Genomic DNA, 22,335 nt, shown 5'->3' on the forward strand with positions numbered 1-22,335 from the left:
TCCGTCGGGGGGAGGGATGCCACGATCCGGCGTACCGCTGTGAGGAGTTCGGGCTGGGGGAGGAGGGCCGGGGCCACCTGGATCTGCAGGGAGCGGATGCCCGGGGTGAGGTCGGTGACGCCGTCGAGGCCCGCCTCGGCGACCGCCTCCATCAGGGCGTGGACGCGCATCCGCAGGGCCAGGTCGAGCCGCATGGGCCCGAACTCGACCAGGAGGTTGTCGTCGCCGCTGCGGCGGTACGTCACGTCTCCGTCGCGGGCCAGGACGCCGCCGTCGACGATCGCGGGGCGGGGCGAGGCGTCGTCGGCGACCGGGCGGAAGCGGACGGTGTCTCCGGGGCGGAGCTGGCCCAGTTTCCAGCGTTCGGTGGAGATGACGGTGGCGGGGCAGACGAAGCCGCCGAGGGAGGGGCCGTCGGGGCCCAGGAGCACCGGCATGTCCCCGGTGTAGTCGACGGCGCCTACCGAGTAGGGGGTGTCGTGGATGTTGGAGGGGTGCAGGCCGGCCTCGCCGCCGTCGGCGCGGGCCCAGCGGGGCTTGGGGCCGATCAGGCGTACGCCGGTGCGTGCCGAGTTGAAGTGGACCTTCCAGTCGGCCGCGTAGAACTCGTGGATGTCCTCCTCGGTGAAGAACTCCGGTGCGGCGTGCGGGCCTTCGAGGACGGCCACCTGCCAGGAGGTGGGGAAAGCGGGGCGGGCGTCCGGTGGGACCGGGGCCGTGCGTTCCGTGACCCCGCCGCCGTGCAGGACGTCGCCCGCGCGCAGGGCCCGGCCGCCGTGGCCGCCGAAGCGGCCCAGGGTGAACGTGGCCGCGCTGCCCAGGAACGGGGGGACGTCCAGGCCGCCGCCCGCGAAGAGGACGTAGGTGCGCAGTCCGTGGTCGGTGGGGGTGCCGACGGTCAGGACGGCTCCGGCGGGTACCGTCACCGGCTCCCACGGCGCGATCGGCGAGCCGTCCACGGTCACCGGGGCGGGGGCACCCGTCACGCAGACGGTGGTGGCGTGGCTGAAGCGCAGCGTGGGCCCCTGCAGGGTGCATTCGAGGCCGGGGGCGCCCTCGGGGTTGCCCAGCGCCCGGTTGCCGAGGCGGAAGGACAGGTCGTCCATGGGACCGCTGGGCGGGACGCCGACCTGCCAGTGTCCGGTGCGGCCGGGCCAGTCCTGCACGGTGGTGAGGGTGCCGCCGGAGACGACCTCGACACGGGGGGTCGGGTCGGTGACGGCGGCGAGGGTGGCCGTGGAGTGGCCGGCCCGTCGGAAGTCCCGGTCGGTGAGGGCCGCCCGGAGCTGGCCCAGGTTCGTCCCGATGCCGTCGATCCGGGTCCTGGCCAGCGCCTCGTCGAGTCGGCGCAGGGCGTGGGCGCGGTCGGAGCCGTACGCGACGAGCTTCGCCAGCAGCGGGTCGTACGACGTGGTGACCTCGGTGCCCGTCTCCGCCCAGCCGTCGACGCGGACGCCCGGCGGGAACTCGACGCGGGTCAACAGGCCCGCGCTCGGCCGGTGATCACGGCTGGGGTCCTCGGCGTAGAGCCGGGCCTCGACGGCGTGGCCGCGCGGCTGTCCCGGGGCCCGGACGACGGCGGTGTCGCCGCGGGCCAGGCGCAGCATCCAGGCGACGAGGTCGACGCCGTAGATCTCCTCGGTGACCGGATGCTCCACCTGGAGGCGGGTGTTGACCTCCAGGAAGTACGCCTCCTCGCGCGCGGCGTCGTACACGAACTCGACCGTTCCGGCGGAGCGGTACTCGACGCTCGCGCACAGGTCGCGGGCGGCGGCTGCCAGCCCTGCGCGGACGTGGTCGGGCAGGGCGGGGGCAGGGGCCTCCTCGACGACCTTCTGGTGGCGGCGCTGGAGGGTGCAGTCGCGGTCGCCGAAGGTGACGACGAGGCCGTCGCCGTCGCCGAAGACCTGCACCTCGACATGGCGGGCCCGCTCGACGAGGCGTTCGAGGTAGACACCGGACGAGGACGCGGTGGCGAAGGAGGCGGCGGCGACGCGTCGCACCCGGTCCCAGGCCGCGGTGAGTTCGTCGGCGGATCGACATGCCGACATACCGATACCGCCGCCACCGCCGGTGGCCTTGAGCATCACCGGGTAGCCGATGGCCGAGGCGTGGCCGAGGGCCTCGTCGAGCGAGGCGAGCAGGTCGGTGCCGGGCAGGAGGGGCACACCCGCGGCCTCGGCCGCCGCCCGCGCGGTGTGTTTGGCGCCGAACAGCTCCAGTTGGTCGGGGGTGGGGCCGACGAACACGAGGTCCGCCTCCTCGCAGCGGCGGGCGAAGTCCGCGTCCTCGGAGAGGAACCCGTACCCGGGGTGCAGGGCGCCCGCGCCGGTGTCCTTGGCGGCCTTCAGGACCAGGTCCGCGTCGAGGTACGACTCCTTCGCGGGCGCCGGGCCGAGCCGTACCGCCTCGTCGGCGAGCCGCACGTGGGCGGCGGCGCGGTCGGCGTCGGAGTACACCGCGACCGTGCGCAGGCCCAGTTCGCGGGCGGTGCGGATGATCCGGACGGCGATCTCGCCCCGGTTGGCGACCAGGAGGGTGTCGAAGGTCATGTGCCGGCTCCGGGGGTCGTCATGCCGTCGACGGGTGCTGACCCTGTCGTCGCTCCCGCGGTGATCGTCACTTCCACGGCCGTCGGGTCGAATCCGTTGCAGGGGTTGTTGATCTGGGGGCAGTTGGAGACCAGGACGAGCACGTCGCGTTCGGCGCGCAGGGTGAGGGAGAGACCGGGGGCGGAGATCCCGTCGACGATGCCGAGGGTGCCGTCCTTCTCGACCGGGACGTTCATGTACCAGTTGATGTTCGACACCAGGTCGCGTTTGCCGAGGCCGTGCCGGGCGCCCTCCGCGAGGAAGTTGTCCACGCAGGCGTGCTGCGACCAGGTGTGGTGCCCGTACCGCAGGGTGTTCGACTCCTTGGAGCAGGCGCCGCCGACCGTGTCGTGCCGGCCCACGCCGTCGGCGGTCACGGTCATCAGCGGGGTGTGCTCGTTGGACATCAGCACGCTGCCGGTGGTGAGGAAGATGCCGCCCTGCGCGTGGATCGTGTCGGGCGCGCTGTAGCGGACGGCCGTGTCGTGGGCGTCGTACACGAGGAAGTCGACGGCTTGGTTGCCGTGCAGGTCGGTGAGGGTGAGGGTCTCGCCGGCGCGGATCACGGACGACCAGGCGGCGCGGGCCGGGACCACGGTCCTCGTGCTCATGCGATCCCCCTCGCGGTGAGGGACTCGGCGGTGTTCAGGAAGGCCCGGCGGCCCTCGGGCGAGGCGTCCCACAGGGGGTCGCCGGGCTCGGTCGGCCGGGCCCGCCAGGCGAGCACCTCCAGCGGGGTGCTGACGTACCCGGGGCGCGGGTCGGCCGGGTGCGGCACATTGGCGATCAGCACGGTCACGTCCTGCTCGGTGCGCAGGGTCACGGCGGCGCCGGGACCGGCGGAGCCGGTGAAGTCGAGGGTGCCGTCCTCGCGTACCCGTACGCCCTGGAAGAAGGAGAGGGAGGGCGGGAGGTCCCGGGGTTCCAGGCCGTTCTTGGCGGCGGCCAGCTTGAACAGTTCACGCCCGGCGGGGGAGGCGGAGTGCGGGCTGCCGTCCCCGTACCGCTCGGTGTTGCGCACCAGGGTGGAGGTGCCGCACAGGGCGTCATGGCGGCCCGAGGTGTCGGCGACCACCGAGGCCAGGACACGGCCCTGGTCGGACAGGAGCAGGACGCCCTCGCCCAGGTAGGCGTTCCACTGGACCTTGACGGTGTCGGCCACGTTCAGCCGTTCCCAGGGGCGGTCGGCGTGGTGCAGCAGCAGATGGGCGCACGCGTCGCCGCGCAGGTCGGTCAGCCGGACCTCGGTGCCGCGGGCGAGCACCCGGTGCGTGTAGTTGCCGCCCGCCACCGTCTCGGCCCAGACCAGCCGCGCGGGCTCGCAGGGCGGGGCGGGCCAGTCGCTCGCGGGCACCACGGGCATGGACTCGGTCCGGGCGCCCTCCTGTGCGCGGGCGTGATCACGTGCTCCGTACGTCGTCGATGTCGCCATCGTGGGACCTCCGGGTGCGGCGTGTATTTCTGTCGTGCGACAGAAACTAGGAGCGGGGCGCGTCGGTGCCATGTCCCTCGCGTTGCCGGGGGGTTACCGCCCTCTCACGATGATCGTGCCTGGCCCGGGGCGGGGGAACAGGGCGAGCGAGGTCCACCGGAAGCCGAGTGCCGTGTGCGAGGATCGAACGCATGGGAAGCGCGGGCGGCGGCGGTGGGCGGCGGGTCGGCAGACCACGTGCCGAGGGCCGGACGGAGAGCGGGCTGTCGCCCCGGGACGAACTGCTCGCCGCAGCCGCCGAGTTGTTCACGACGCGTGGGTACGCGGCCACCACCACCCGGGCCGTCGCCGAGCGCGCCGGCATGCGGCAGGCGTCCATGTACCACTACGTCTCCGGCAAGGAGGAGCTGCTCGCCGAGCTGCTGGAGTCCACGGTCACGCCGTCGCTGACCTGCGCCCGTGACCTCCTCGCCCGGGACGCCGTCCCCGCCGAGGAGCGGCTGTGGGAGCTGTGCCGCGCCGACGTCGCCCTGCTCTGCGACGGCCCGCACAACCTCGGCGGTCTCTACCTCCTGCCGGAGGTGCGCGCCGAACGCTTCGCGGGCTTCCACGCCGTACGGGCCGAACTCAAGGACGCCTACCGGCAGTTGATCGCCGCGACGGCCGTGGGCGGGGCGCTCGCCAAGAGCGAGCTGGAGCTGCGGACGGATCTCGTCTTCGGACTGATCGAGGGTGTCATCCTCGTCCACCGCTCGGAGCCCGACCGTCCCGTTTCCTTCTTCGCCGAGGCGACGGCGGACGCGGCGCTGCGGATCGCCGGGGTCTGAGGGCGCTCCCCGGCCGCGTTCCCGGCGCCCGGTTCACCCTGTCAAGAGGCTCTTTTCGTACGCCTGATCCCCGCTACTCGGTGTGTGCGAATGGCGACCCGGCGTGTAAATGACCAGAGCGTACTCCTGTCGCGAGGGTGATTTCAGTCGGTTGCTGAATATGACACAGCGATGATCCGGTCGGACTAAGCTCGCCCGCAGCGCACCGAGTTGAGATGTATTCGGGCGCTTGTTCCAAAAAATACCGAAGATCCAGTTTGATTCGCGGATGAACCCGAGCAACCTCCAGCAACTCCCCGCCAGTCCCCCGACCATCAGCCGAACCGTCTTTAGAGGGCATACATGGTGAGTGTTCAATCGCCTCCCGGTGGCCGTGAACTTCCCTACGCGCGCGTGCTGCCGCTACCGGCGATACTGATGGCCGCGGCGACCGGGACCACCGTCTCCCTGGTGACGGGGCCGGCCCGGCTCGCCGTCGGCTTGTGCGGAGCCGTCGCGACGCTCCTGCTGCTCACGGTCGCCGTCGTCGCGGTCCGCGGCGGCCGTCGTACGGTCCGAGAACTCCGCGCCGAACAGCAGCGCAGGACCGCCTTCCTCGAACAGCGGATCGCCGCCCACGACGAGGAATTCACCCGGCTGGGCAAGGAGATCCTGCCCGCCGCGCTGTACCGGCTGCGCACCGGAGAATCCCCCTCAGAGGTGATTCGTCACGTCGTCGACGGTGACGTCGAGTGGCGCGAACTTCCGGAATCCCAACGAGACTTGCTGCGCACCCTCCTCACCATCGTCGATCGCGAGGAAGCGCTGCGCGACTCCTCGCAGCGGTCGTTCGTCAACATCGCCCGCCGCGTCCAGGCGATCGTGCACCAGCAGAACAACGAACTCCGCGAGATGGAGGAGGACCACGGGCGCAACCCCGAGGTCTTCGACGACCTGCTGCGCATCGACCACGGCACCGCCCTGATCGGGCGTCTCGCCGACTCCATCGCGGTCCTCGGCGGCAGCCGCCCCGGCCGTGTGTGGTCCCGGCCCGTGCCGCTCTACAGCGTGCTGCGCGGCGCCATGTCCCGCATCCTGGAGTACCGCCGCATCGAGCTCGAATCGATCGCCAAGGTCAACGTCAACGGCGTCGGTGTCGAACCGGTCATCCACGCCTGCGCCGAACTCCTCGACAACGCCACCCGCTACTCGCCGCCCCACACCAAGGTGCATGTCACCGCCGTGGAGGTGCAGACCGGCATCGCCATCGAGATCGAGGACGGCGGCATCAGCCTCAGCGAGGAGAGCCGGGCCAAGGTCGAGGACATGCTCGCCAAGGCCCAGCAGGGCGTGGACATCCAGGAGATGGGCGACACCCCGCGTCTCGGCCTCGCCGTCGTGGGCCGCCTGTCGACCATGTACAAGATGCACGTCTCGCTGCGGCCCTCCGCCTACGGCGGCGTCCGCGCCGTGATCATCGTGCCCCGCGACCTGCTGACCGACGAACCCGCCCCCGGCCTCGCGCACGGCATCGGCGCCGGCGCGGTGACGACCATCGACAACGGCGGCGTCGCAGGCCCCGACCGCAAGCCCAAGCGCCGCCGCCCGACCACCGGACCGCGGATCCCGAGCTCCGCGGAGGAGATGAGCCGGGACATGGAGGACGACGTTCCCGTCGTCACCGAGTGGACCGCCAACGGCCTGCCGCAGCGCCGCAGCCGCAGCAAGATCCCGCTCAGCCAGCGCTACGCCGAGGCCGCGGCCGCCGAGGCCGCTGCAGAGGCCGCCATGGCCGCCGCCCCCGTGTGGCAGCCGGAGCCCGAGCCGGAGAAGGAGCTGCCGCCGCCCGGCATGTGGGTCGAGGCGTTCATGGCCGGGCTCAAGGGCGACCCCGACCCGAACGCCCGACGGAACCCGGACGACTCGACGGCGTCCACCGCGCTCACCGCGAGCACCGACGCTCTCACCGCGAACACCGAGCCGGCCCACACCGAGGCCGACGACGAGGGGGACCTCAAGTGATCCAGCAACGAGCCAATTTCGACTGGCTGCTGAAGGATCTGGCCGACGGCGTACCCGGGATCCAGCAGATCGTCGTGCTCTCCGCCGACGGTCTGCGGATCGCCCGCCACGGCGGCGACCCGGACGCCGCCGACCGGGTCGCCGCCGCCTGCGCGGGACTGCAGAGCCTGGCCGGCGCCGTGGCCGGCGAGATCCCGCAGAGCGACGGCCACATGCGGATGGTCATCATCGAGATCAACGGCGGCTACTTCTACATGATGGCCGCCGGAGCCAACGCCTATCTCGCGGTGCTCGCCAACGAGGTCGCCGAACCCGGCCTGATGAGCAACCGCATGCGCGACCTCGTCGACAGGATCGGCTCCCACCTCACCAGTCCGCCGCGGCGGAACGGGCAGACCGTATGACGCCTCCGCAACGCCGGCGGCGCCAACCCAAGCACGAGTCCTCGCCTCCGCCGCCTCCGCTGCCCCTGCCGTCCTCGCAGGCCTCGCAGTCCACGCCGTCCTCGCCGTCCGAGGGCGAGGGCTCCACCGGCGAATCGGGCGGTCGCCCGCCCGAGCGGCTCTACATCCTCACCGGCGCGGAGGGCGAGCGAGCCCCGATCGACCTCGTCACGTTAATCGTGGCGCGCGCCGATCCGCCGCCGGCCGCCGCTCCGGAGCAGTCGGCGTTGCTCCGGATCTGCCAGGCCCCCCTGTCCGTGGCCGAGATCTCGGCCTATCTCAACCTGCCGATCAGCGTGGTGACCGTCCTGCTCACCGAGCTGCTGACGGCCGAACTGGTTCAGGCGCGCGCACCGGTCGTCCGGCAGGCGCGGGCAGACCGTTCCCTCCTCGAAGCGGTGATGCATGGACTTCAAAAGCTCTGACACCATCACGGGTCCACGGACCGAGGACCACCTGCCGCACACCGCACAGGCCGCGGCGAAGATCGTGATCGTGGGCGGTTTCGGTGTCGGCAAGACGACCATGGTGGGGTCCGTCAGCGAGATCAGGCCGCTGACGACCGAGGAGACCATGACCCAGGCCGGCATCGGGGTCGACGACAACTTCGGCTCCAAGTCCAAGACGGCCACCACCGTGGCCATGGACTTCGGCCGCATCAGCATCACGGACGAGCTGGTGCTCTACCTGTTCGGCACCCCTGGACAGGAGCGCTTCTGGTTCCTGTGGAACGGCCTGTTCGAGGGCGCCCTCGGTGCGGTCGTCCTGGTCGACACCCGTCGGCTGGAGGTCAGCTTCGACGTCATGGGCCGCCTGGAGGAGCGCGGTGTGCCCTTCGTCGTGGCCGTCAACGACTTCCCGGACGGGCCCCGCTACGCCGTCGAGGAACTGCGCCAGGCCCTCGACCTGGCCGAGGAGATCCCGATCATCCGCTGCGACGCACGCCGCCGGGCGTCCAGCCGGGACGTCCTGATGACCCTCATGACCTTCCTGCACTCCCTGGCGATGTCGGGGGCGGCGGCACCGGGAGCGGCCACGGCCTGACCGGCGCGCCCGCGCGCCACCCGGTTCCCGTCGTCATCCCCGCAATCCCCATCACCTTCAGACACCGGATCCACCTCAGTTCGGAGCGATCACCGTGACGCCTGAATCAAACTCCCTGACCGGCACGGACGACCCCACGCTCGGGCCGCCCCCCGGTTGCCCCGCCCACGGCGCAGGCGCCGGCGGGCTCCGTCGCCTGTACGGCCCCGAGGCGGAGGACCTGGGAGCCGTGTACGAAAAGCTCCGCGCGGAACACGGCTCGGTGGCCCCCGCCCTGCTCCACGACGACGTACCCGTCTGGGTGGTACTGGGGCATGGCGAGAACCTGCACATGGTGAGTACGCCGTCGCAGTTCTGCAAGGACACCCGGCTGTGGTCACCCATGCGGGAAGGCGCCGTCAAGCCCGATCACCCGCTCATGCCCCACTTCGCCTGGCAGCCCATCTGCGCCCACGCCGAGGGCGACGAGCACCTGAGGCTGCGCGGCGCGGTCACCGGCGCCATGTCGACCATCGACCACCGGGGCATCCGCCGCTACATCAACCGCGCGACCCAGCATCTCGTCAACAAGTTCTGCGAGGAGGGCACAGCCGATCTGGTCGGCGAGTTCGCCGAACACCTGCCGATGGCCGTGATGTGCGAGATCCTCGGCATGCCCGAGGAGTACGACGAGCGGATGGTCCACGCCGCCCGTGACTGCCTGAAGGGCAGCGAGACCGCCCTGGTCAGCCACGCCTACGTCGTGGACGCCCTCGACCGGCTCACCGCCCGCCGCCGCGCCCAACCCCAGGAGGACTTCACCAGCCACCTCATCACCCACCCGGCCGGGCTCACCGACGACGAGGTCAGGGAACACCTGCGCGTGGTGCTCCTCGCCGCCTACGAGGCCACCGCGAACCTGCTCGCCAACGTGCTGCGGCTGGTGCTCACCGACCCCGGCTTCCGGGCCCAGCTGAAGGGCGGTCAGATGACCGTGCCCGAGGCGGTGGAACAGTCCCTGTGGGACGAACCGCCGTTCAGCACCGTCTTCGCCTACTTCGCCAAGCAGGAGACCGAACTGGGAGGTCAGCGCATCCGCAAGGGCGATGGACTCCTCCTCGGTATCGCGCCGGGCAACGTCGACCCTCGCGTCCGGCCCGACCTCAAGGCCAACATGCAGGGCAACCGCTCGCACCTCGCTTTCAGCGGGGGCCCGCACGAGTGCCCGGGCCAGGACATCGGCCGCGCCATCGCCGACGTCGGGGTCGACGCGCTGCTCACCCGCGTTCCGGACATCCAGCTCGCCTGCCCGGCGGACGAGTTGCGCTGGCGGGAGTCCATCTCCAACCGGCATCTGGTGGAACTACCGGTGACCTTCGCGCCCAAGCCGCAGCAGGACGTGACGCAGCGGCCCGCCATCAATCCGGCGACCGCGCGGACCCCGCACCAGCGGCAGGGCGGCGGCGAGCGACCCCGGCGAGCGACCCCGGAGCCGGTGGCGCCGGCCGCCGAACCCACCCACCAGGCCGAACCGGTACGCCGGCCCGGCGTGCTCCGGCGCATCCTGCGTTGGCTCGGCGGCAACTGAGCAGGGTGGCATCGGGGGTTACGCGGCCCAGTCCTCGTACGAGGACCAGGCTCGCAGCACCCGCGGACTGACGAACCGGTGCTCGTGCCCCGTGACCGGGTCGGTGAACTCCAGGCTCCGCGACAGCAGTTGGAGCGGCCGCCGGAAGTCACCGGCCGGTACCCGGGCCGTGACTTCCGGATAGAGGGGGTCACCGAGGATCGGTACCCCCAGCGCGCTCATGTGCACCCGTAGTTGATGCGTCTGCCCGGTACTCGGCACCAGCCGGTACCGGGCACGTCCGTTCCGGTGCTCCAGCAACTCGACCCGGCTGACGGCGTTGGGTTCACCCTCGACCTGGTAGGCCGCCATGACCCCCCGCTCCTTGACGATCCGGCTGCGTACGGTGCGGGGCAGGGTCAGGGAAAGGGCGGGGTCGTAGGGGGCCACCGCCTCGTACTCCTTGCGCACCCGCTTGTCCCGGAACAGCGACTGGTACGCGCCCCGTTCCTCGGGTCGCACGGTGAAGAGCACCACGCCGGCGGTGAGCCGGTCCAGCCGGTGCGCCGCGCCGAGCGTCGGGATGCCCAGCTGTCTGCGCAGCCGGGCGAGGGCCGTCTCGGCGACATGGCTGCCGCGCGGGGTGGTGGCCAGGAAATGCGGCTTGTCGGCCACCACCACATGGTCGTCCCGGTACAGCACACCGATCTCGAACGGCACCCGCTCCTCGTCGGGCAGCTCGCGGTGGAACCACACGGACATCCCCGGCACGTACGCCATGTCCCGGGGCACCGGCCGCCCGGCGGCGTCCACGATCAGCCCCCCGTCGAGCATTGCGTCGATCACGCCGGCATCGGCCGAGAGCCGGGCCACCAGATGGTCCCGGACCGTCGCCCACGCGTCCCCGTGCGGCAGACGCACCCGCACCGGATCCACCCCGTCGCGCTGCGGCAGGGGCGGGGGAGGGGCGGGAGTGCGGCGTCTCATCACCGTCAAGGATACGAGCGGCCGTGGCGGCGATCGGCGCGGCAGTTCAGGCCGGCAGCCTTGTGACCTGCGTCTCCTGTGGCCCGCCGGGGTGGAGGCGGTGAGGCGGCTCCACGTCCTGCGTGCGCGGGTGACTGTGACTCCCGGCGAGCCGGATGCGATTCGCCGCGGTGAACGCCTCGTCGAGCCAAGCGTCCGTCGGCACCTTGCCGAAGAGCCGTTCGAGCTCGCGGACCATCGGCGGAGCCAGCGGGAAACGCCTTCCCTGCCGTCGTTCCTGGTACCGGTCCTGGATCTGTACGAAGAGGAAGCCGCTCCGCCCGAAGTGGACCAACGGCTCGGGTGCGCCGGCGAAGACCAGGTCGTCGATGAGGTCGAGATAGATCGACCGGTAGCTGGCCTTCCGTTCCTCCGCCCGGTGTTTGCTCGATGTCGGCTGGTGGTCGTCCGTCGCGTAGATGCCGAGCGCGGACTTGCACAGATCCATCGAGAGGCAGTCGCAGATCGCGCTGTCCATGAGCCAGGAGAAGGACAACGGTCCCGTGGCGCTGTTCCGGGCCACCATGATGGCGGTGCCGTAGGCGTTGCCCGTGTTGCCCCGGAACATGACCCCGTCCCACATGTTCGGGGAGTCGTTCAGGGCGTCCTGCAGCCCGACGTGTTCGTCCCCCGGCCGGAAGTCCATCTTCTCCGCGTACTGGACGATGGCCTGCCGGACCAGCGACAGCAGCGCGTGGACGGCGTCGCGTCCCCAGCCGGCACCGTCCATCGCGCGCATCAGGTCGGGTACGGACCGGCCGTACATGCGAAAGCGGCCCTCGACCAGATCGAGCGGAGGGATGCAGATGTCGTCTATGACGGTGGCGAAGGCTATGTAGTGCAGCCCGAGGGGGTCCGCGTCGAATCGCTCGCCGCACCAGCAGGCCATCCACTGGATGGTGTCCCGGCACGCGCGGGAGACCGTGTCGGCGGCCTTGGTGTCCTGCTTCTTCGTCCAGTCGGTGTAGTGCTCGGGAGTCCTGCCGCCTCGTGCCTGTACCGCGTCCCACCGTTCCGTCACTTTTTCCAGGAGCGGCCACACATTCACCTCGTGGCACTGCGGGACCGGGCCCGCGTAGCCGTCCCCGCCCATGACGGCGTACAGGTGGGCGGTGTGTTTGTTGTAGCGGGACCGCGTGGCCGCGGGACGGACCACCTCCGCCGGGTGGTGCCGCGGGTAGTGCAAGAACGTGCATGTCGTACCGCGATCGCAATCCGGTCCGCACCACAGGGCGTGCGACCGGTGCAGCAGTTCCTGAATCCCCCTCGTGCCTGACAGTTGCTCAAGGGCCTCTTGCACAGAGCCCTTCCAAGCAAGCATGTCCGGGGTAACCATCGAGACCTCAACGCCACCTGATGCCATAGCCCGAGCCTCCGCTAGAAGTCCCCACTTCTGGCTGTAATCCCAGCGTGCGGGTGACAACCGGCCGCCGTGAAGGGGCGTACGGCAAGCGTACTGCGGCACATAAGGGGCGCATTCGGTTGAAAATTTGTCATGAATGATACCCAGGTTGGCTGGAGATGTCCTCTGGTTCGATCGCCCTTGTTCGATTGTCAGGGTTGACTCGGCGGGACCGGAGCGCCGTTGGCGCCGGAGCGCGCGCGGTGGTCGCGGAGGAGGTGGTAGGTGGTGCCTGCGGCCAGCGTGGCCAGGAGGAACAGGACCGTGAACCACTGGAACCACCAGTGGCCGCCGGCCGGGTCGTAGACCTCCGCTCGGGGCCAGGCCAGGTTGATAGTCATGAAGAGGCCGTAGAAGAGGGCGAGGGCGTTGACGGGGATGCCCCAACGGCCCAGGGAGAAGAGGGGTTTGCCGGTCTCGTCGGTGCCGGCGGAGGGGAACGTGCCCTGCAGGCGCCGTACCAGGAGCGGGCCGGTGACCATCGCGTACGCCAGGTACAGCATCACGATGCAGGTCGTGCCGATGGCCAGGAACGCCTCCGGCGAGGCGAAGTTGAGGAGCAGCAGGGCGGCCGCGAGGGCGCCGACGACGAGGGCGGGGGCCGTGGGCATGCCGGTGCGCGGGTTGACCTTGGCGAGCCGCCCGGCGAAGGGGAGCCGGCCGTCGCGGGCCATCGAGAAGAGCATGCGGCAGGCCGACGTCTGGATCGCGAGCGTGGCCACGGTGATCGCCACCACCACGTCGGCGAGCAGGAAGCGGCCCACACCGTCGCCGAGGCTGCTGGTCAGCACATAACTCAGGCCGTCCACGCCGAGCCTGCCGTCGGTCAGACTCGGCGCGGCGAGCAGACCGCCGAGGACGAGCAGGCCGCCGAGCAGACCGGCCGCGCCGAGGGCCGTGAGGATCGTGCGGGGTGCGGTGCGGCGCGGATGGCGGGTCTCCTCGCTCATCTCGCCCGCGCTGTCGAAGCCGATCATCACGTACGCCGCCATGAACGAGCCCACCAGCAGGGCGCCCAGCAGATCGGTGCTGCCCTCGGCCATGTGGAAGGTGATGCCGGGGGCGCGCTCGGAGTGGGTGAGCAGCAGGACGATGATCAGGATCGCGCCGATGATCTCGGCGGTCACGCCCACCCGGTTGACGATGGACAGCACCCGGTTGTCCAGGACGTTCACGAACGTCGTGAGGATCAGCAGGAGCACGCCCAGGACGGCCGCGTTCGCCGCGCCCGTCGGTGAGGTGGGCGTCGGGTCGCCGCCCACGAGTTGGAAGCCCGACCAGATCGCCGGCAGCACCATCTGCAGCGCGAGCGCGGCCGCCGCGACCACGACGATCTGTCCGATCACCATGATCCAGCCGGCGAACCAGCCGAAGGTCCGGTTGGACAGGCGCGAGGACCACTGATAGATCGAGCCCGATATCGGGTAGCGCGCCGCGAGTTCCGCGAAGCAGGCGGCCACCAGCAGTTGACCGATGAGCACCGCCGGCCAGGTCCAGAAGAAGACCGGGCCGCCGAACGCGTAGCCGAAGGCGAAGAACTGGAAGACGGTCGTGAGCACCGAGATGAAGGAGAAGCCGGCGGCGAACGAGGCGTATCTGCTGAGACTGCGGTGCAGCTCCTGGCGGTAGCCGAACTCGGTCAGGGAGCGGTCGTCGGGGGAGTGGGGCGGCTCCGGACGGAGTTCGGGGGCGGTGCTCGTCATGGCGGCAACCTGCTTTCGCAACAAGCGGCGCGAGCCTTCGCGCGCGAGTGGCGCGGGCTCTCGCGCACGAGCTCTCGCGCACGAGGGGCGCGCATTCCTGTCGGGCGACAGAAATTAGGGGAGGCCTGTGTCGGGTGCGTCACGCGAACGTGTCCGGGGCGAGCCCAAATCCTCACGACCATGGCAGGGGCGGGGAGTTGGGACAAGGCGCGACCGAGACATTCTCGAAAGGGCCGACGGCCCACGCGCGAACAGGCCGAAATGCCACGGCCCCGAAGACGCCGGAGTGCGCCCGATCGCGCCGGGATACGGTCGGAGGCCGGCCCCCCGACGACCGCCGTGAGGAACCCCCGGATGAACGACGCTTCGCCGCCCGGCCACCTGCTCCTCCCGGGCGCGCCCGAGTCGCCCGTGTTGCTGCACGTGCCGCACGGTTCCCGGGTGATCCCCGCAGCCGTGCGGAGCGGGATCGTGCTCGACGACGCCGCGCTGGAGCGGGAGTTGGACCACATCACCGACGCGTACACGGACCGTATGGCCGAGTCGGCCGCCGGGCGGACGGCGGTGCGCCCGTGGCGGTTCGTGAACCGGCTGTCCCGGCTCGTGGTCGATCCCGAGCGATTCCCGGACGAGCGGGAGGAGATGCTGGCCGTGGGCATGGGGGCGGTCTACACCAGGACCACGCACCAGGAGGTGCTCCGTCCGGCCGGCCACGACGGACTGCCCCTCGACGGCAGCGGGCGGTCGCTCGTCGACCGCTACTTCCGTCCTTACGCCGCCGCCATGACCGACGCCGTCACCGACCGGCTGGCAGCGGTGGGGCGGGTGGTGGTCGTCGACGTCCACTCGTATCCGAGCGAGCGCCTGCCCTACGAGCTGCACGGCGACGGCCCCCGGCCGCCTGTCTGCCTGGGCACCGACCCCTTCCACACACCGGCCCGGCTGGTGGCCGCCGCCGAGGAGGCGTTCGCCGGGTTCGGCGGTACCGGCGTCGACAGCCCGTTCGGCGGCGCGTACGTCCCGCTGAAGTACTACGGGCACGACCCCAGGGTGACCGCCCTGATGATCGAGATCCGCCGGGACGTCTACATGGCCGAGCCGGGCGGGGCGGCGGGGCCGGGGGTGGAGTCGCTCGCGGAGGCGCTGGCACGCCTGGTGGACAGGCTCACGGACGTCTGAACGTCCCCAGTCCGTTCGCATCGAGTGCCTCGATCGTCACCGAGGTCGTCCGGCCGTTCTCGTCGCCCTCGAAGGTCACGCCGGAGGGGCCGGTCGCGTTCTCGCTCACCGTCTCGTAGAAGAAGGTGTCGCCGTCGTAGTGGGATAGACGGAACGTCATGGGCCGTGGGCCGAGGCGCAGCGTCAGGTCGTCGCCCGTCGCGGTCACCGTGAGGGGCCCGTAGTACGGGTTGGCCGTAGGTGCCGGTGTAGGTGGAGTCGGCGGGGGCGTCGGAGGCGTCGTTGGGGGGCTCGGAGTAGTCCGTGGGCGAGCGGAGTTCGTTCTCCTCGTGCTCGTAGGCGCCGGCCGCCAGTTCCAGCCGGTCCTCGGTCGGCTTGCCGTGCTGGGCGGTGTCGAAGAGGTTCAGGGCGACGGCGTCCGCGAGGCCGACCGGTGAGCCGTTGGTGAGGACGACGATGCCGAGCTGCTCGCCGGGGAGCATCGTGACGTTGCTGTGCGCGCCGAGGGCGAAGGCGCCGGTGCGGCTCGGCCGGAGGCGGCCGAGATCGTCGTAGGAGACGTTCCAGCCGAGACCGTAGAAGCCGGCGCGGCCCGCCGGTGCGGGGGGCGGCTGCGAGACGATCTCGGGGAGGTGGGTGCGTTCGAGGGGGTCGGCCGCGATGACCCGGTCGCCGTCGAGTTCGCCGTCGGCGAGCTGGAGCCGCAGCCGGCGCGAGAGGTCGCGGGCCGAGGAACTGGCGCCGCCCGCCGGGGACTGGGCATCGGCGTCCCGGACGAACCGCGCCTCCCGGTCGGCGGGGTCCCCGCCGTCCGCTCCTTCTTCCTGGACGTGGGTGAACGCCTTGTTGTCCGTACCCTGGTAGTCGCTGAAGCGGGAGCTGGTGGCGTCCATGCCGGCCGGCTCGTAGAGGTCCTCGGAGAGCTTCTCCCCGGTCGTCCCGGCGGCGTCGGCGACGGCCCGGCCCGCCGCCGTGAGACCGAAGTTGGTGTACGCGTAGCTCGCGCGGAACGGCGTCAGGGGCTCCGGCCGGAGGCGGTCGAGGATGTAGTCGCTGTCGTAGCCGAGGTCCTCCAGGAGGTCGCCGGCGTGGTCGGGCAGACCGCTGCGGTGGGAGAAGAGGTCGGCCACGGTGACGTGGTCGGTCACCCACGGGTCCTTGAGGGCGAAACCGGGGAGGTGTTCGGTCACCGGGTCGTCCCAGTCGACGGTCTTGTCGCCGACGGCCCCGGCGACCACGGTCGAGGCCAGTGGCTTCGACAGGGACGCCAGCTGGAACACGGTGTCCGGGTCGACCGGTGCGTCCTGGCCGACGTGCCGCTTGCCGTAGCCCTCCAGGTGGACGACCCGGTCCTTGTGGACGACGGCCACCGCGACGCCCGGCACCCCGGTCCGGTCCATGCCGCGCTCGACGATGCCGTCGACGGCCTCCACGGCCCGGTCGACGGCCCGGTCGACGTCCTCCTGTGTGAGCTGGGGCGGCGGCTGGGCGGGGGAGCGGCCGAGGCGGTGCCGATGCCGTACGGGACACCGCCGAGGACCAGGAGCGAGGCCAGAGCGGTCGCGACCCGGGCCGTGCGCCCGGCCGACGACTCGCGCCCCACCGAGGGCTTGCTGCCGCGACGGGTCCTGCCGCCGTCGCGAGCCCCGGTCGCTGTTCAGGCCCTGGTTCCGGTTCCGGCCCAGGTCCTGGTCGCTCCTCCGGCCCCGCCTCCACGGCGTGCCCTCGAGTGCCGAACAGCCATGTGTTCATCCAACGGGTGAGCCGCGCTTTGTCCTGATGAAGCCGCGTGCTGCTCCCGTCCGGTCAGGGCAACGCCGCGCCAGGCCCATAGCGGCCCCGGTCCGTCCGAGTCCCGGTGGTGTCAGGGCCGCTGGATCACGCCGTCGTCGCGGTGCTCTCCTGTTCGGCCTCCACGCGGGCGTTCCAGTCCTTCTTCGCGGCCTGCCAGCCGTCCTCGTCGTGGCCGAGGCGCCAGTAGCCGGAGACGGACAAGTCCTCGCGGGGGACGGCGAGTTCGACGCGGAGCAGTCGGCGCAGTTCCTTGACGAAGCCGGCCTCGCCGTGGACGAAGGCGTGCAGCCGGCCCTCGGGGAACTCCAGCGCGCGTACGGCCTCGACGAGCGCCGCGCCCACGGGCCGGTCGCCGCGGTGCAGCCAGACCACCTCGACATCGGAGTTGATCTTCTGTTCCTCCTCGGCGCCGGCGACCTCGACGATCGCGTGCGCGCGGGCGCCGTCGGGAAGGGCCTCCAGAGAGGCGCCGATCGCCGGCAGGGCGGACTCGTCACCGACGAGGAGGTGCCAGTCGGCCTCCGGGTTGGGCGCGTACGCGCCGCCGGGGCCCAGGAAACGGATCAGCTCGCCCGGCTGGACGCGCGTGGCCCAGGGACCGGCGATGCCCTCGTCACCGTGGAGCACGAAGTCGATGGTCAGCTCGCGCAGTTCGGGGTCCCAGGCGCGCACGGTGTACGTCCGGGTCACGGGCCACTGGTCCCGGGGGAACTCCGCGCGGATCCGCTCGATGTCGAAGGGCTCCGGGTAGGTCACACCCTCGGGCCCGAAAAGGAGTTTCACGTAATGATCGGTGCTGCCGCGCGGGGAGAACTCGGCGAGGCCGTCGCCACCGAGTACGACGCGCTGCATGTGCGGAGTGAGCCGCTCGGTGCGGACGACTCGCGCGGAGTGGGGCTTCGGGGTCCTGCGTACCGGACGCTCTGCCATGACGGCCTCCCAAATACCTAGCTAAGGCTTACCTAAGTTATCATCTCCCCCTTGTTGACACCCCATGCTCGGAGCGTGTACGAGGACTGCTCGATGTGAGTCGCGCCTCAGACCCCTCACTACCGAAGTGTCACCCCGCTCCCCGGCGTACGCCCCCCGCTGGCTGTACCTCTCACGTCCCGAGCGTCGCCTGCAGCCTCTGCAGCGATCCGCCGAGCCCCCAGCGCGCCGCGAGCGCCTCCAACGCCGCCGGATCCCGCGGTTCGCGCGGCAGTGCCGTGTCGACGTCCGGCAAGGGTACGTCGGCTGCCACCAGGACCACCTTGGGCGCGACCGCGACATAGGCCCGCGCCTCGTCGAGCCTCTTGCGCTGCGACGGGGTCAGTTTCGCCGCCGGGTCGTCGACGGCGGCCATGATCCCGGCCAGGTCGCCGAACTGGTCGAGCAGCTTCGCCGCCGTCTTCTCGCCGATGCCGGGCACACCGGGCAGACCGTCGCTCGGGTCGCCGCGCAACAGGGCCAGATCCGCGTACCCGCGCCCGACCACCCCGTACTTCTCGCGCAGCCACGCCTCGTCGGTGAGCTGCAGCGTGCCCACGCCCTTCAGCGGATACAGCACCCGCACCTCGCGCTCGTCGTCGACCAGCTGGTACAGGTCGCGGTCGCCGGTGACGATGTCGACCGGGTCCTTCGCCCGGGCCGTGAAGGTGCCGATCACGTCGTCCGCCTCGTACCCGGCGACGCCCACACGCGCGATGCCGAGCGCGTCCAGCACCGCCTCGATGACCGGCACCTGCGGCGAGAGGGTGTCCGGCACCTCCTCCTCGTCCGGTCCGGCCTCGTGCTCCTCGGCGACGCGGTGCGCCTTGTAGGAGGGGATCAGGTCGACCCGCCACTGCGGCCGCCAGTCCGCGTCCATGCACGCCACCAGGTCCGTCGGCCGGTGGTCCCTGACCAGCCGGTCGATGAATTCGAGCAGCCCGCGCACGGCGTTCACCGGGGTGCCGTCCGGGGCCTTCACGGATTCCGGCACCCCGAAGTAGGCACGGAAGTACAGCGAGGCGGTGTCGAGAAGCATCAGGCGTCGGGTCACGCCCCGCATCATGCCGTAAGCCACGGACACCCGGCCGCCGACGCAGCAGCGCGCGCTCTCCACACCCCGGCGCACGGGCGGCGCGATCCGTCCCGTGCTCGACGTCATGCACCTGTGCTCGACTTCATGCACCCGTGCTCGACTTCATGCAGACGATGGCGGCGATGGTCTATCTGATCCCGGGCATGGTCGGCGGCGGCAGACTCGGCTGCGCGGTGTGACGACGGCGACGGCATCAGCTCCGTGGACGTCGGACTCGGCTCCGAGGGCGGTGTCGCGGTCGTCGTCCTCGCGATCTACCTCGACCGGACGTGGCTCCCCGAACGGAGAAGGGGCGGCGCGTACTGGCGTGCGAGTAAAGATCCGGACAACCCTGGGGCGGCCCGCATCCGCCCGGCCGCACAGACCGTCGGCCGGTGGGGCGGCCCGCTCCCGGGTCCTCAACTCCGTTCCGCGGTCCATGACTTCGTGGCCGAGGAGTGGCCCCACCGTCCGCCCGGAACGGTGTCGTGGCTGCGCGGGGCGGATGCCGTGGGCGGCGGACACGCACGGGAGATCCGGTGACGGGGTGTGTGGGCCTCGTCGCTCCCTGCGTTCGCCGGGGCGGCCGTTGCCTCCGCCCTGTCGCCCGAGGAGGCCGTCAGAGGCGAGGCGGGAGGGCGGCCCGGCTGGCGGGAACCGTGAGCATGGACCCCCTGCCGGCGGACGGGGATGTGACGGGCGCGTGAAACGGTTTGCCGAACATGCGTAGGGTGCAGAGAACTCATCAGGAGAAGCGCGCCCGATGAGTGCCGGGCGGGTGGGCATCCGTAACCGGGACCAGTGAGCGTTCGCGAGTCCGCCCGGTGGGCGCCCGCGAGCCGACCGACGAGCGAAGGAGGGAGCCGGAGCGATGGGCGACCACAAAGAACAGCCCCTTCGGGTGGGCGCGGCCGTCCGGCGGCGGCGCCGGGCACAGCAGCTCACCCTCGCCGCCGTGGCCGAGCGCAGCGGCCTGTCGGTCCCCTTCCTCAGCCAGGTCGAGAACGAACGCGCCCGCCCCAGCAGGCCCTCCCTCGAACGCATCGCGGACGCCCTCGGCACCACCGCCGTCGAACTCCTCGCCGCGGCCGACCCGGCGTGCAGCGTCGACGTGGTGCGCGCCGCCGACGAGGACGGCTTCACGCCCCCCGACTCCAGCTCGCGCTCCCTGGTACGCGGTCACCACCAGCTGCACGCCATGGAGTTCACCGGTGACCACGACGAGGGCCGCGAGGTCCAGCACCGCAACGACGAGCTGATGTACGTCGTCGACGGCGCCGTCGAGGTCGAGGCCGAGGGCCGTGCCCACCGCCTCGGGCGCGGTGACACGCTGTACATGTCCGGTGGCGTACGGCACCGTTGGCGGGCCACCGAGCCCGAGACCCGGGTGGTCGTGGTCGCCGTCGCGGACCACATCGAGGCCCTGGAGGACCGTCACCGCAAGGGCGCGTGAGGTCATGGTGGGTTCCGTGCCCCGGGTCGTCTCCCTCGTCCTGTCGCTGACGGAGGCCGTCGCCGTCTCGCTGCCCGGCGTGCTGGTCGGCGCGACCGACTGGTGCGACCACCCGGGTGATCTTGACGTGGCGCGCATGGGCGGCACCAAGAACCCCAGGACCGACGACATCGTCCGCCTCGCCCCCGATCTCGTGATCGCCAACGAGGAGGAGAACCGCGAGGCGGACCTGACCGCCCTGCGCGAGGCGGGCGTCGAGGTCCTCCTCACCGAGGTACGGGACGTGCCGGGCGCCTTCGCCGAACTGGAACGGGTGCTGCGCGCCTGCGGGGCCCGGTCCCGGCCGCGCTGGCTGGACGAGGCGGAGTCGGCGTGGTCCCGGCCGCCGGGCGCCGCCACGGACGGTCCGCTGACACCGGGCCGCAGGACGACCGCCGTCGTCCCCGTCTGGCGCCGGCCGTGGATGGTCCTCGGCCGCGACACCTTCGCCGGTGATGTGCTCGCCCGGCTCGGCGTCGACCACCTGTACGCCGGGCACGCGGAGCGCTCCCCCCGGGTCCCCGTGGAGGAGTTGCGGGCCGCCGCGCCCGATGTCGTGGTCCTGCCCGACGAGCCGTACCGCTTCACCGCCGACGACGGCCCCGAGGCGTTCGGCGGGCTGCCGTGCGCGCTGCTCAGCGGTCGGCACCTCACCTGGTACGGGCCGTCGCTGGCCGAGGCTCCACGGGTGCTGGACGCGGCGCTGCGAGCAGCCCGCCACTGACCAGCCCGCGCACCGTGCACACGGTGGCCGTGGCCCAGGCCGTCAGCAGCAGCGCGTACAGCGCGACGGCGAGGACGTCGAGGGCGACGAGGCCCGTGTGCCGGGCCAGTACCGTCGCGCCGGTCGCACAGGTGCCGACCGGGAAGGTGAACGCCCACCAGGCCATCGAGAACCGCATGCCCCGCCGCCGGGCGCGCACGACCAGGGCGGCGGCGAGCGCGAGCCAGAGCAGAGCGAAGCCCAGGACCGGGACACCGTAGAGGACGGCGAACGGGGTGAAGGCGTGCGCGTACGGGGCCGGTACGGCGCCGGGGGCCGCGTCGGCGAGGTTGCCGAGGGCGGTGGTCGACTGGCCGAGCGGGCCCAGGACCAGGAACAGGCTCGGGGTCAGCGCGAGCGGCAACGGCCCGGCCGTGACGAGTCGGCCGCACACCGGCGGCAGCACGAGCAGGGTGGCCAGCAGACTCAGCCCGAACAGCGCGAGACAGCCGAACAACAGCGTCTGGCGGGCCTGCCCGGGCGGCAGGTGCGGCACGAGCAGCGGACCGAGCGCGGCGGAGACCATCGGGGCCACGAGGGGGAGCAGCAGGGCGGGGGTGATCCGGTCCGCGTCGATCCGATGCCGGACGATCATCAGATAGGGCACGACCACGGCGGCGGCGAGGCCCACGACCGTCCCGGCGGAGAAGAGCACGACGTCCAGGGCGACGGCCGCCCGCACGCCGATCCAGTCGCAGCCGACGACCAGCGCACCGCCGCCGACGGCCAGCAGGGCCATGGAGAGGCAGCCGTGGAAGGGGGCCACGGCCGGGTCCAGGAGGTGGGCGCGGGCCTGGTCGCGGTGGTGGGTCCAGTGCAGGGCGCGGGCGCCGAGGACGGCGACCAGGACGACGAGGGCGAGCGCCCACACCGCCGCGCAGGCCGTCCGCAGACCTGGGAGGTCCAGGGGGAGCCCGGCACCGGCGGAGGCCACGATGGCGGTGCCCATGACCGGGGCGTACCAGTTCGGGCCGAGGTGGCGCAGGGACGGGAACGCGAGCGGGCGGGAAGGGCGCGGGCCCGGACGGGAACGGGGACGGGAATGGGA

General features: G+C 71.7%; 20 protein-coding genes and 1 pseudogene. 10 read left to right on the forward strand and 11 right to left on the reverse strand.

Going from position 1 to position 22,335, the window contains the following annotated elements; translation table 11 throughout:
- The 3 genes from P1P70_RS18935 to P1P70_RS18945 all read right to left on the reverse strand — a co-directional run.
- On the reverse strand, positions 1-2,552 hold a 2,552-nt coding region (locus P1P70_RS18935), incomplete at its 3' end, for a 5-oxoprolinase/urea amidolyase family protein (RefSeq protein WP_319239086.1).
- Entirely contained in the window at positions 2,549-3,202 is a 654-nt protein-coding gene (locus tag P1P70_RS18940) for an urea amidolyase associated protein UAAP2 (RefSeq protein ID WP_319239089.1), read from the reverse strand. The genes P1P70_RS18940 and P1P70_RS18935, both read right to left, overlap by 4 nt.
- On the reverse strand, positions 3,199-4,023 hold the full coding sequence (locus P1P70_RS18945) for an urea amidolyase associated protein UAAP1 (RefSeq protein ID WP_319239091.1): 825 nt from the start codon (positions 4,021-4,023) through the stop codon (positions 3,199-3,201). Before P1P70_RS18945 ends, P1P70_RS18940 begins: the two co-directional genes overlap by 4 nt.
- Positions 4,024-4,214: 191 nt before the next feature.
- On the opposite strand from P1P70_RS18945, the gene P1P70_RS18950 reads away from it, so the two are divergent.
- From P1P70_RS18950 to P1P70_RS18975, 6 genes are all read left to right on the forward strand, one after another.
- The gene (locus P1P70_RS18950) at positions 4,215-4,850 is read left to right on the forward strand and encodes a helix-turn-helix domain-containing protein (RefSeq protein WP_319239094.1); all 636 of its coding nucleotides are present in this window, start codon (positions 4,215-4,217) and stop codon (positions 4,848-4,850) included.
- Between the two features lie 342 nt (positions 4,851-5,192).
- Positions 5,193-6,851, forward strand: a complete 1,659-nt coding sequence (locus P1P70_RS18955; protein WP_319239097.1) for an ATP-binding protein — start codon at positions 5,193-5,195, stop codon at positions 6,849-6,851.
- A complete protein-coding gene (locus P1P70_RS18960; protein ID WP_033531682.1) occupies positions 6,848-7,255 on the forward strand; it encodes a roadblock/LC7 domain-containing protein in 408 nt (135 codons plus the stop codon). Before P1P70_RS18955 ends, P1P70_RS18960 begins: the two co-directional genes overlap by 4 nt.
- Complete coding sequence (locus P1P70_RS18965; RefSeq protein ID WP_319239101.1) at positions 7,252-7,719, forward strand: DUF742 domain-containing protein; 468 nt, start codon at positions 7,252-7,254, stop codon at positions 7,717-7,719. The genes P1P70_RS18960 and P1P70_RS18965 overlap by 4 nt, the downstream gene beginning before the upstream one ends.
- On the forward strand, positions 7,700-8,338 hold the full coding sequence (locus P1P70_RS18970) for a GTP-binding protein (RefSeq protein ID WP_319239104.1): 639 nt from the start codon (positions 7,700-7,702) through the stop codon (positions 8,336-8,338). The genes P1P70_RS18965 and P1P70_RS18970 overlap by 20 nt, the downstream gene beginning before the upstream one ends.
- 94 nt (positions 8,339-8,432) lie before the next feature.
- Positions 8,433-9,905: a cytochrome P450 gene (locus P1P70_RS18975; protein ID WP_319239106.1), complete on the forward strand. Its 1,473-nt coding sequence runs from the start codon at positions 8,433-8,435 to the stop codon at positions 9,903-9,905.
- An 18-nt stretch (positions 9,906-9,923) separates the two neighbouring features.
- Here P1P70_RS18975 and P1P70_RS18980 read toward each other — a convergent pair whose 3' ends face one another.
- The 3 genes from P1P70_RS18980 to P1P70_RS18990 all read right to left on the reverse strand — a co-directional run bounded on the left by P1P70_RS18980 (position 9,924) and on the right by P1P70_RS18990 (position 14,015).
- Entirely contained in the window at positions 9,924-10,871 is a 948-nt protein-coding gene (locus P1P70_RS18980) for an RluA family pseudouridine synthase (RefSeq protein WP_319239109.1), read from the reverse strand.
- Between the two features lie 46 nt (positions 10,872-10,917).
- A complete protein-coding gene (locus P1P70_RS18985) occupies positions 10,918-12,096 on the reverse strand; it encodes a hypothetical protein (RefSeq protein ID WP_319239111.1) in 1,179 nt (392 codons plus the stop codon).
- 368 nt (positions 12,097-12,464) lie between these two features.
- Positions 12,465-14,015 (reverse strand): amino acid permease, encoded by a 1,551-nt coding sequence (locus P1P70_RS18990; RefSeq protein ID WP_319239114.1) that lies wholly within the window; start codon positions 14,013-14,015, stop codon positions 12,465-12,467.
- A 354-nt stretch (positions 14,016-14,369) separates the two neighbouring features.
- On the opposite strand from P1P70_RS18990, the gene P1P70_RS18995 reads away from it, so the two are divergent.
- Positions 14,370-15,194 carry an N-formylglutamate amidohydrolase gene (locus tag P1P70_RS18995; RefSeq protein WP_319239117.1) on the forward strand — a complete coding sequence of 275 codons (825 nt, stop codon included), beginning with the start codon at positions 14,370-14,372 and terminating at the stop codon, positions 15,192-15,194.
- Here the strand turns inward: P1P70_RS18995 and P1P70_RS19000 are convergent.
- From P1P70_RS19000 to P1P70_RS19015, 4 genes and pseudogenes are all read right to left on the reverse strand, one after another.
- Positions 15,181-15,402, reverse strand: a complete 222-nt coding sequence (locus P1P70_RS19000; RefSeq protein WP_319239132.1) for a DUF3471 domain-containing protein — start codon at positions 15,400-15,402, stop codon at positions 15,181-15,183. The two genes, P1P70_RS18995 and P1P70_RS19000, sit on opposite strands and share 14 nt — an antisense overlap.
- A 277-nt stretch (positions 15,403-15,679) precedes the next feature.
- Positions 15,680-16,594: pseudogene (locus P1P70_RS19005) on the reverse strand (serine hydrolase domain-containing protein); the annotation flags it as partial.
- Positions 16,595-17,072: 478 nt separating this feature from the next.
- Complete coding sequence (locus P1P70_RS19010; RefSeq protein WP_319239119.1) at positions 17,073-17,918, reverse strand: siderophore-interacting protein; 846 nt, start codon at positions 17,916-17,918, stop codon at positions 17,073-17,075.
- A 172-nt stretch (positions 17,919-18,090) separates the two neighbouring features.
- Entirely contained in the window at positions 18,091-19,035 is a 945-nt protein-coding gene (locus P1P70_RS19015; RefSeq protein ID WP_319239135.1) for a 5'-3' exonuclease, read from the reverse strand.
- Positions 19,036-19,254: 219 nt separating this feature from the next.
- Here P1P70_RS19015 and P1P70_RS19020 point away from each other — a divergent pair, with 219 nt between their 5' ends.
- From P1P70_RS19020 to P1P70_RS19030, 3 genes are all read left to right on the forward strand, one after another.
- Positions 19,255-19,575 (forward strand): hypothetical protein, encoded by a 321-nt coding sequence (locus tag P1P70_RS19020; RefSeq protein WP_319239122.1) that lies wholly within the window; start codon positions 19,255-19,257, stop codon positions 19,573-19,575.
- A gap of 328 nt (positions 19,576-19,903) precedes the next feature.
- On the forward strand, positions 19,904-20,485 hold the full coding sequence (locus P1P70_RS19025; RefSeq protein ID WP_319239125.1) for an XRE family transcriptional regulator: 582 nt from the start codon (positions 19,904-19,906) through the stop codon (positions 20,483-20,485).
- 4 nt (positions 20,486-20,489) lie between these two features.
- Positions 20,490-21,248 carry a helical backbone metal receptor gene (locus P1P70_RS19030; RefSeq protein WP_319239127.1) on the forward strand — a complete coding sequence of 253 codons (759 nt, stop codon included), beginning with the start codon at positions 20,490-20,492 and terminating at the stop codon, positions 21,246-21,248.
- On the opposite strand, the gene P1P70_RS19035 is transcribed toward P1P70_RS19030, so the two are convergent.
- A partial coding sequence (locus P1P70_RS19035; RefSeq protein WP_319239130.1) for a TDT family transporter occupies positions 21,175-22,335 on the reverse strand: 1,161 nt, incomplete at its 5' end. The two genes, P1P70_RS19030 and P1P70_RS19035, sit on opposite strands and share 74 nt — an antisense overlap.

The organism is Streptomyces sp. MB09-02B (genome assembly GCF_033794485.1).
In the GTDB taxonomy this organism is placed as follows: Bacteria; Actinomycetota; Actinomycetes; order Streptomycetales; family Streptomycetaceae; genus Streptomyces.

Bases quoted from the DNA above. Each gene is read 5' to 3' on its own strand.
- P1P70_RS18970 (WP_319239104.1), top strand. From the start codon at position 7,700: ATGGACTTCAAAAGCTCTGACACCATCACGGGTCCACGGACCGAGGAC.
- P1P70_RS19030 (WP_319239127.1), top strand. From the start codon at position 20,490: ATGGTGGGTTCCGTGCCCCGGGTCGTCTCCCTCGTCCTGTCGCTGACG.
- P1P70_RS18950 (WP_319239094.1), top strand. From the start codon at position 4,215: ATGGGAAGCGCGGGCGGCGGCGGTGGGCGGCGGGTCGGCAGACCACGT.
- P1P70_RS18965 (WP_319239101.1), top strand. From the start codon at position 7,252: ATGACGCCTCCGCAACGCCGGCGGCGCCAACCCAAGCACGAGTCCTCG.
- P1P70_RS18990 (WP_319239114.1), bottom strand. From the start codon at position 14,015: ATGACGAGCACCGCCCCCGAACTCCGTCCGGAGCCGCCCCACTCCCCC.
- P1P70_RS18940 (WP_319239089.1), bottom strand. From the start codon at position 3,202: ATGAGCACGAGGACCGTGGTCCCGGCCCGCGCCGCCTGGTCGTCCGTG.
- P1P70_RS19010 (WP_319239119.1), bottom strand. From the start codon at position 17,918: ATGGCAGAGCGTCCGGTACGCAGGACCCCGAAGCCCCACTCCGCGCGA.
- P1P70_RS18955 (WP_319239097.1), top strand. From the start codon at position 5,193: ATGGTGAGTGTTCAATCGCCTCCCGGTGGCCGTGAACTTCCCTACGCG.
- P1P70_RS18995 (WP_319239117.1), top strand. From the start codon at position 14,370: ATGAACGACGCTTCGCCGCCCGGCCACCTGCTCCTCCCGGGCGCGCCC.
- P1P70_RS18945 (WP_319239091.1), bottom strand. From the start codon at position 4,023: ATGGCGACATCGACGACGTACGGAGCACGTGATCACGCCCGCGCACAG.
- P1P70_RS19025 (WP_319239125.1), top strand. From the start codon at position 19,904: ATGGGCGACCACAAAGAACAGCCCCTTCGGGTGGGCGCGGCCGTCCGG.
- P1P70_RS18980 (WP_319239109.1), bottom strand. From the start codon at position 10,871: ATGAGACGCCGCACTCCCGCCCCTCCCCCGCCCCTGCCGCAGCGCGAC.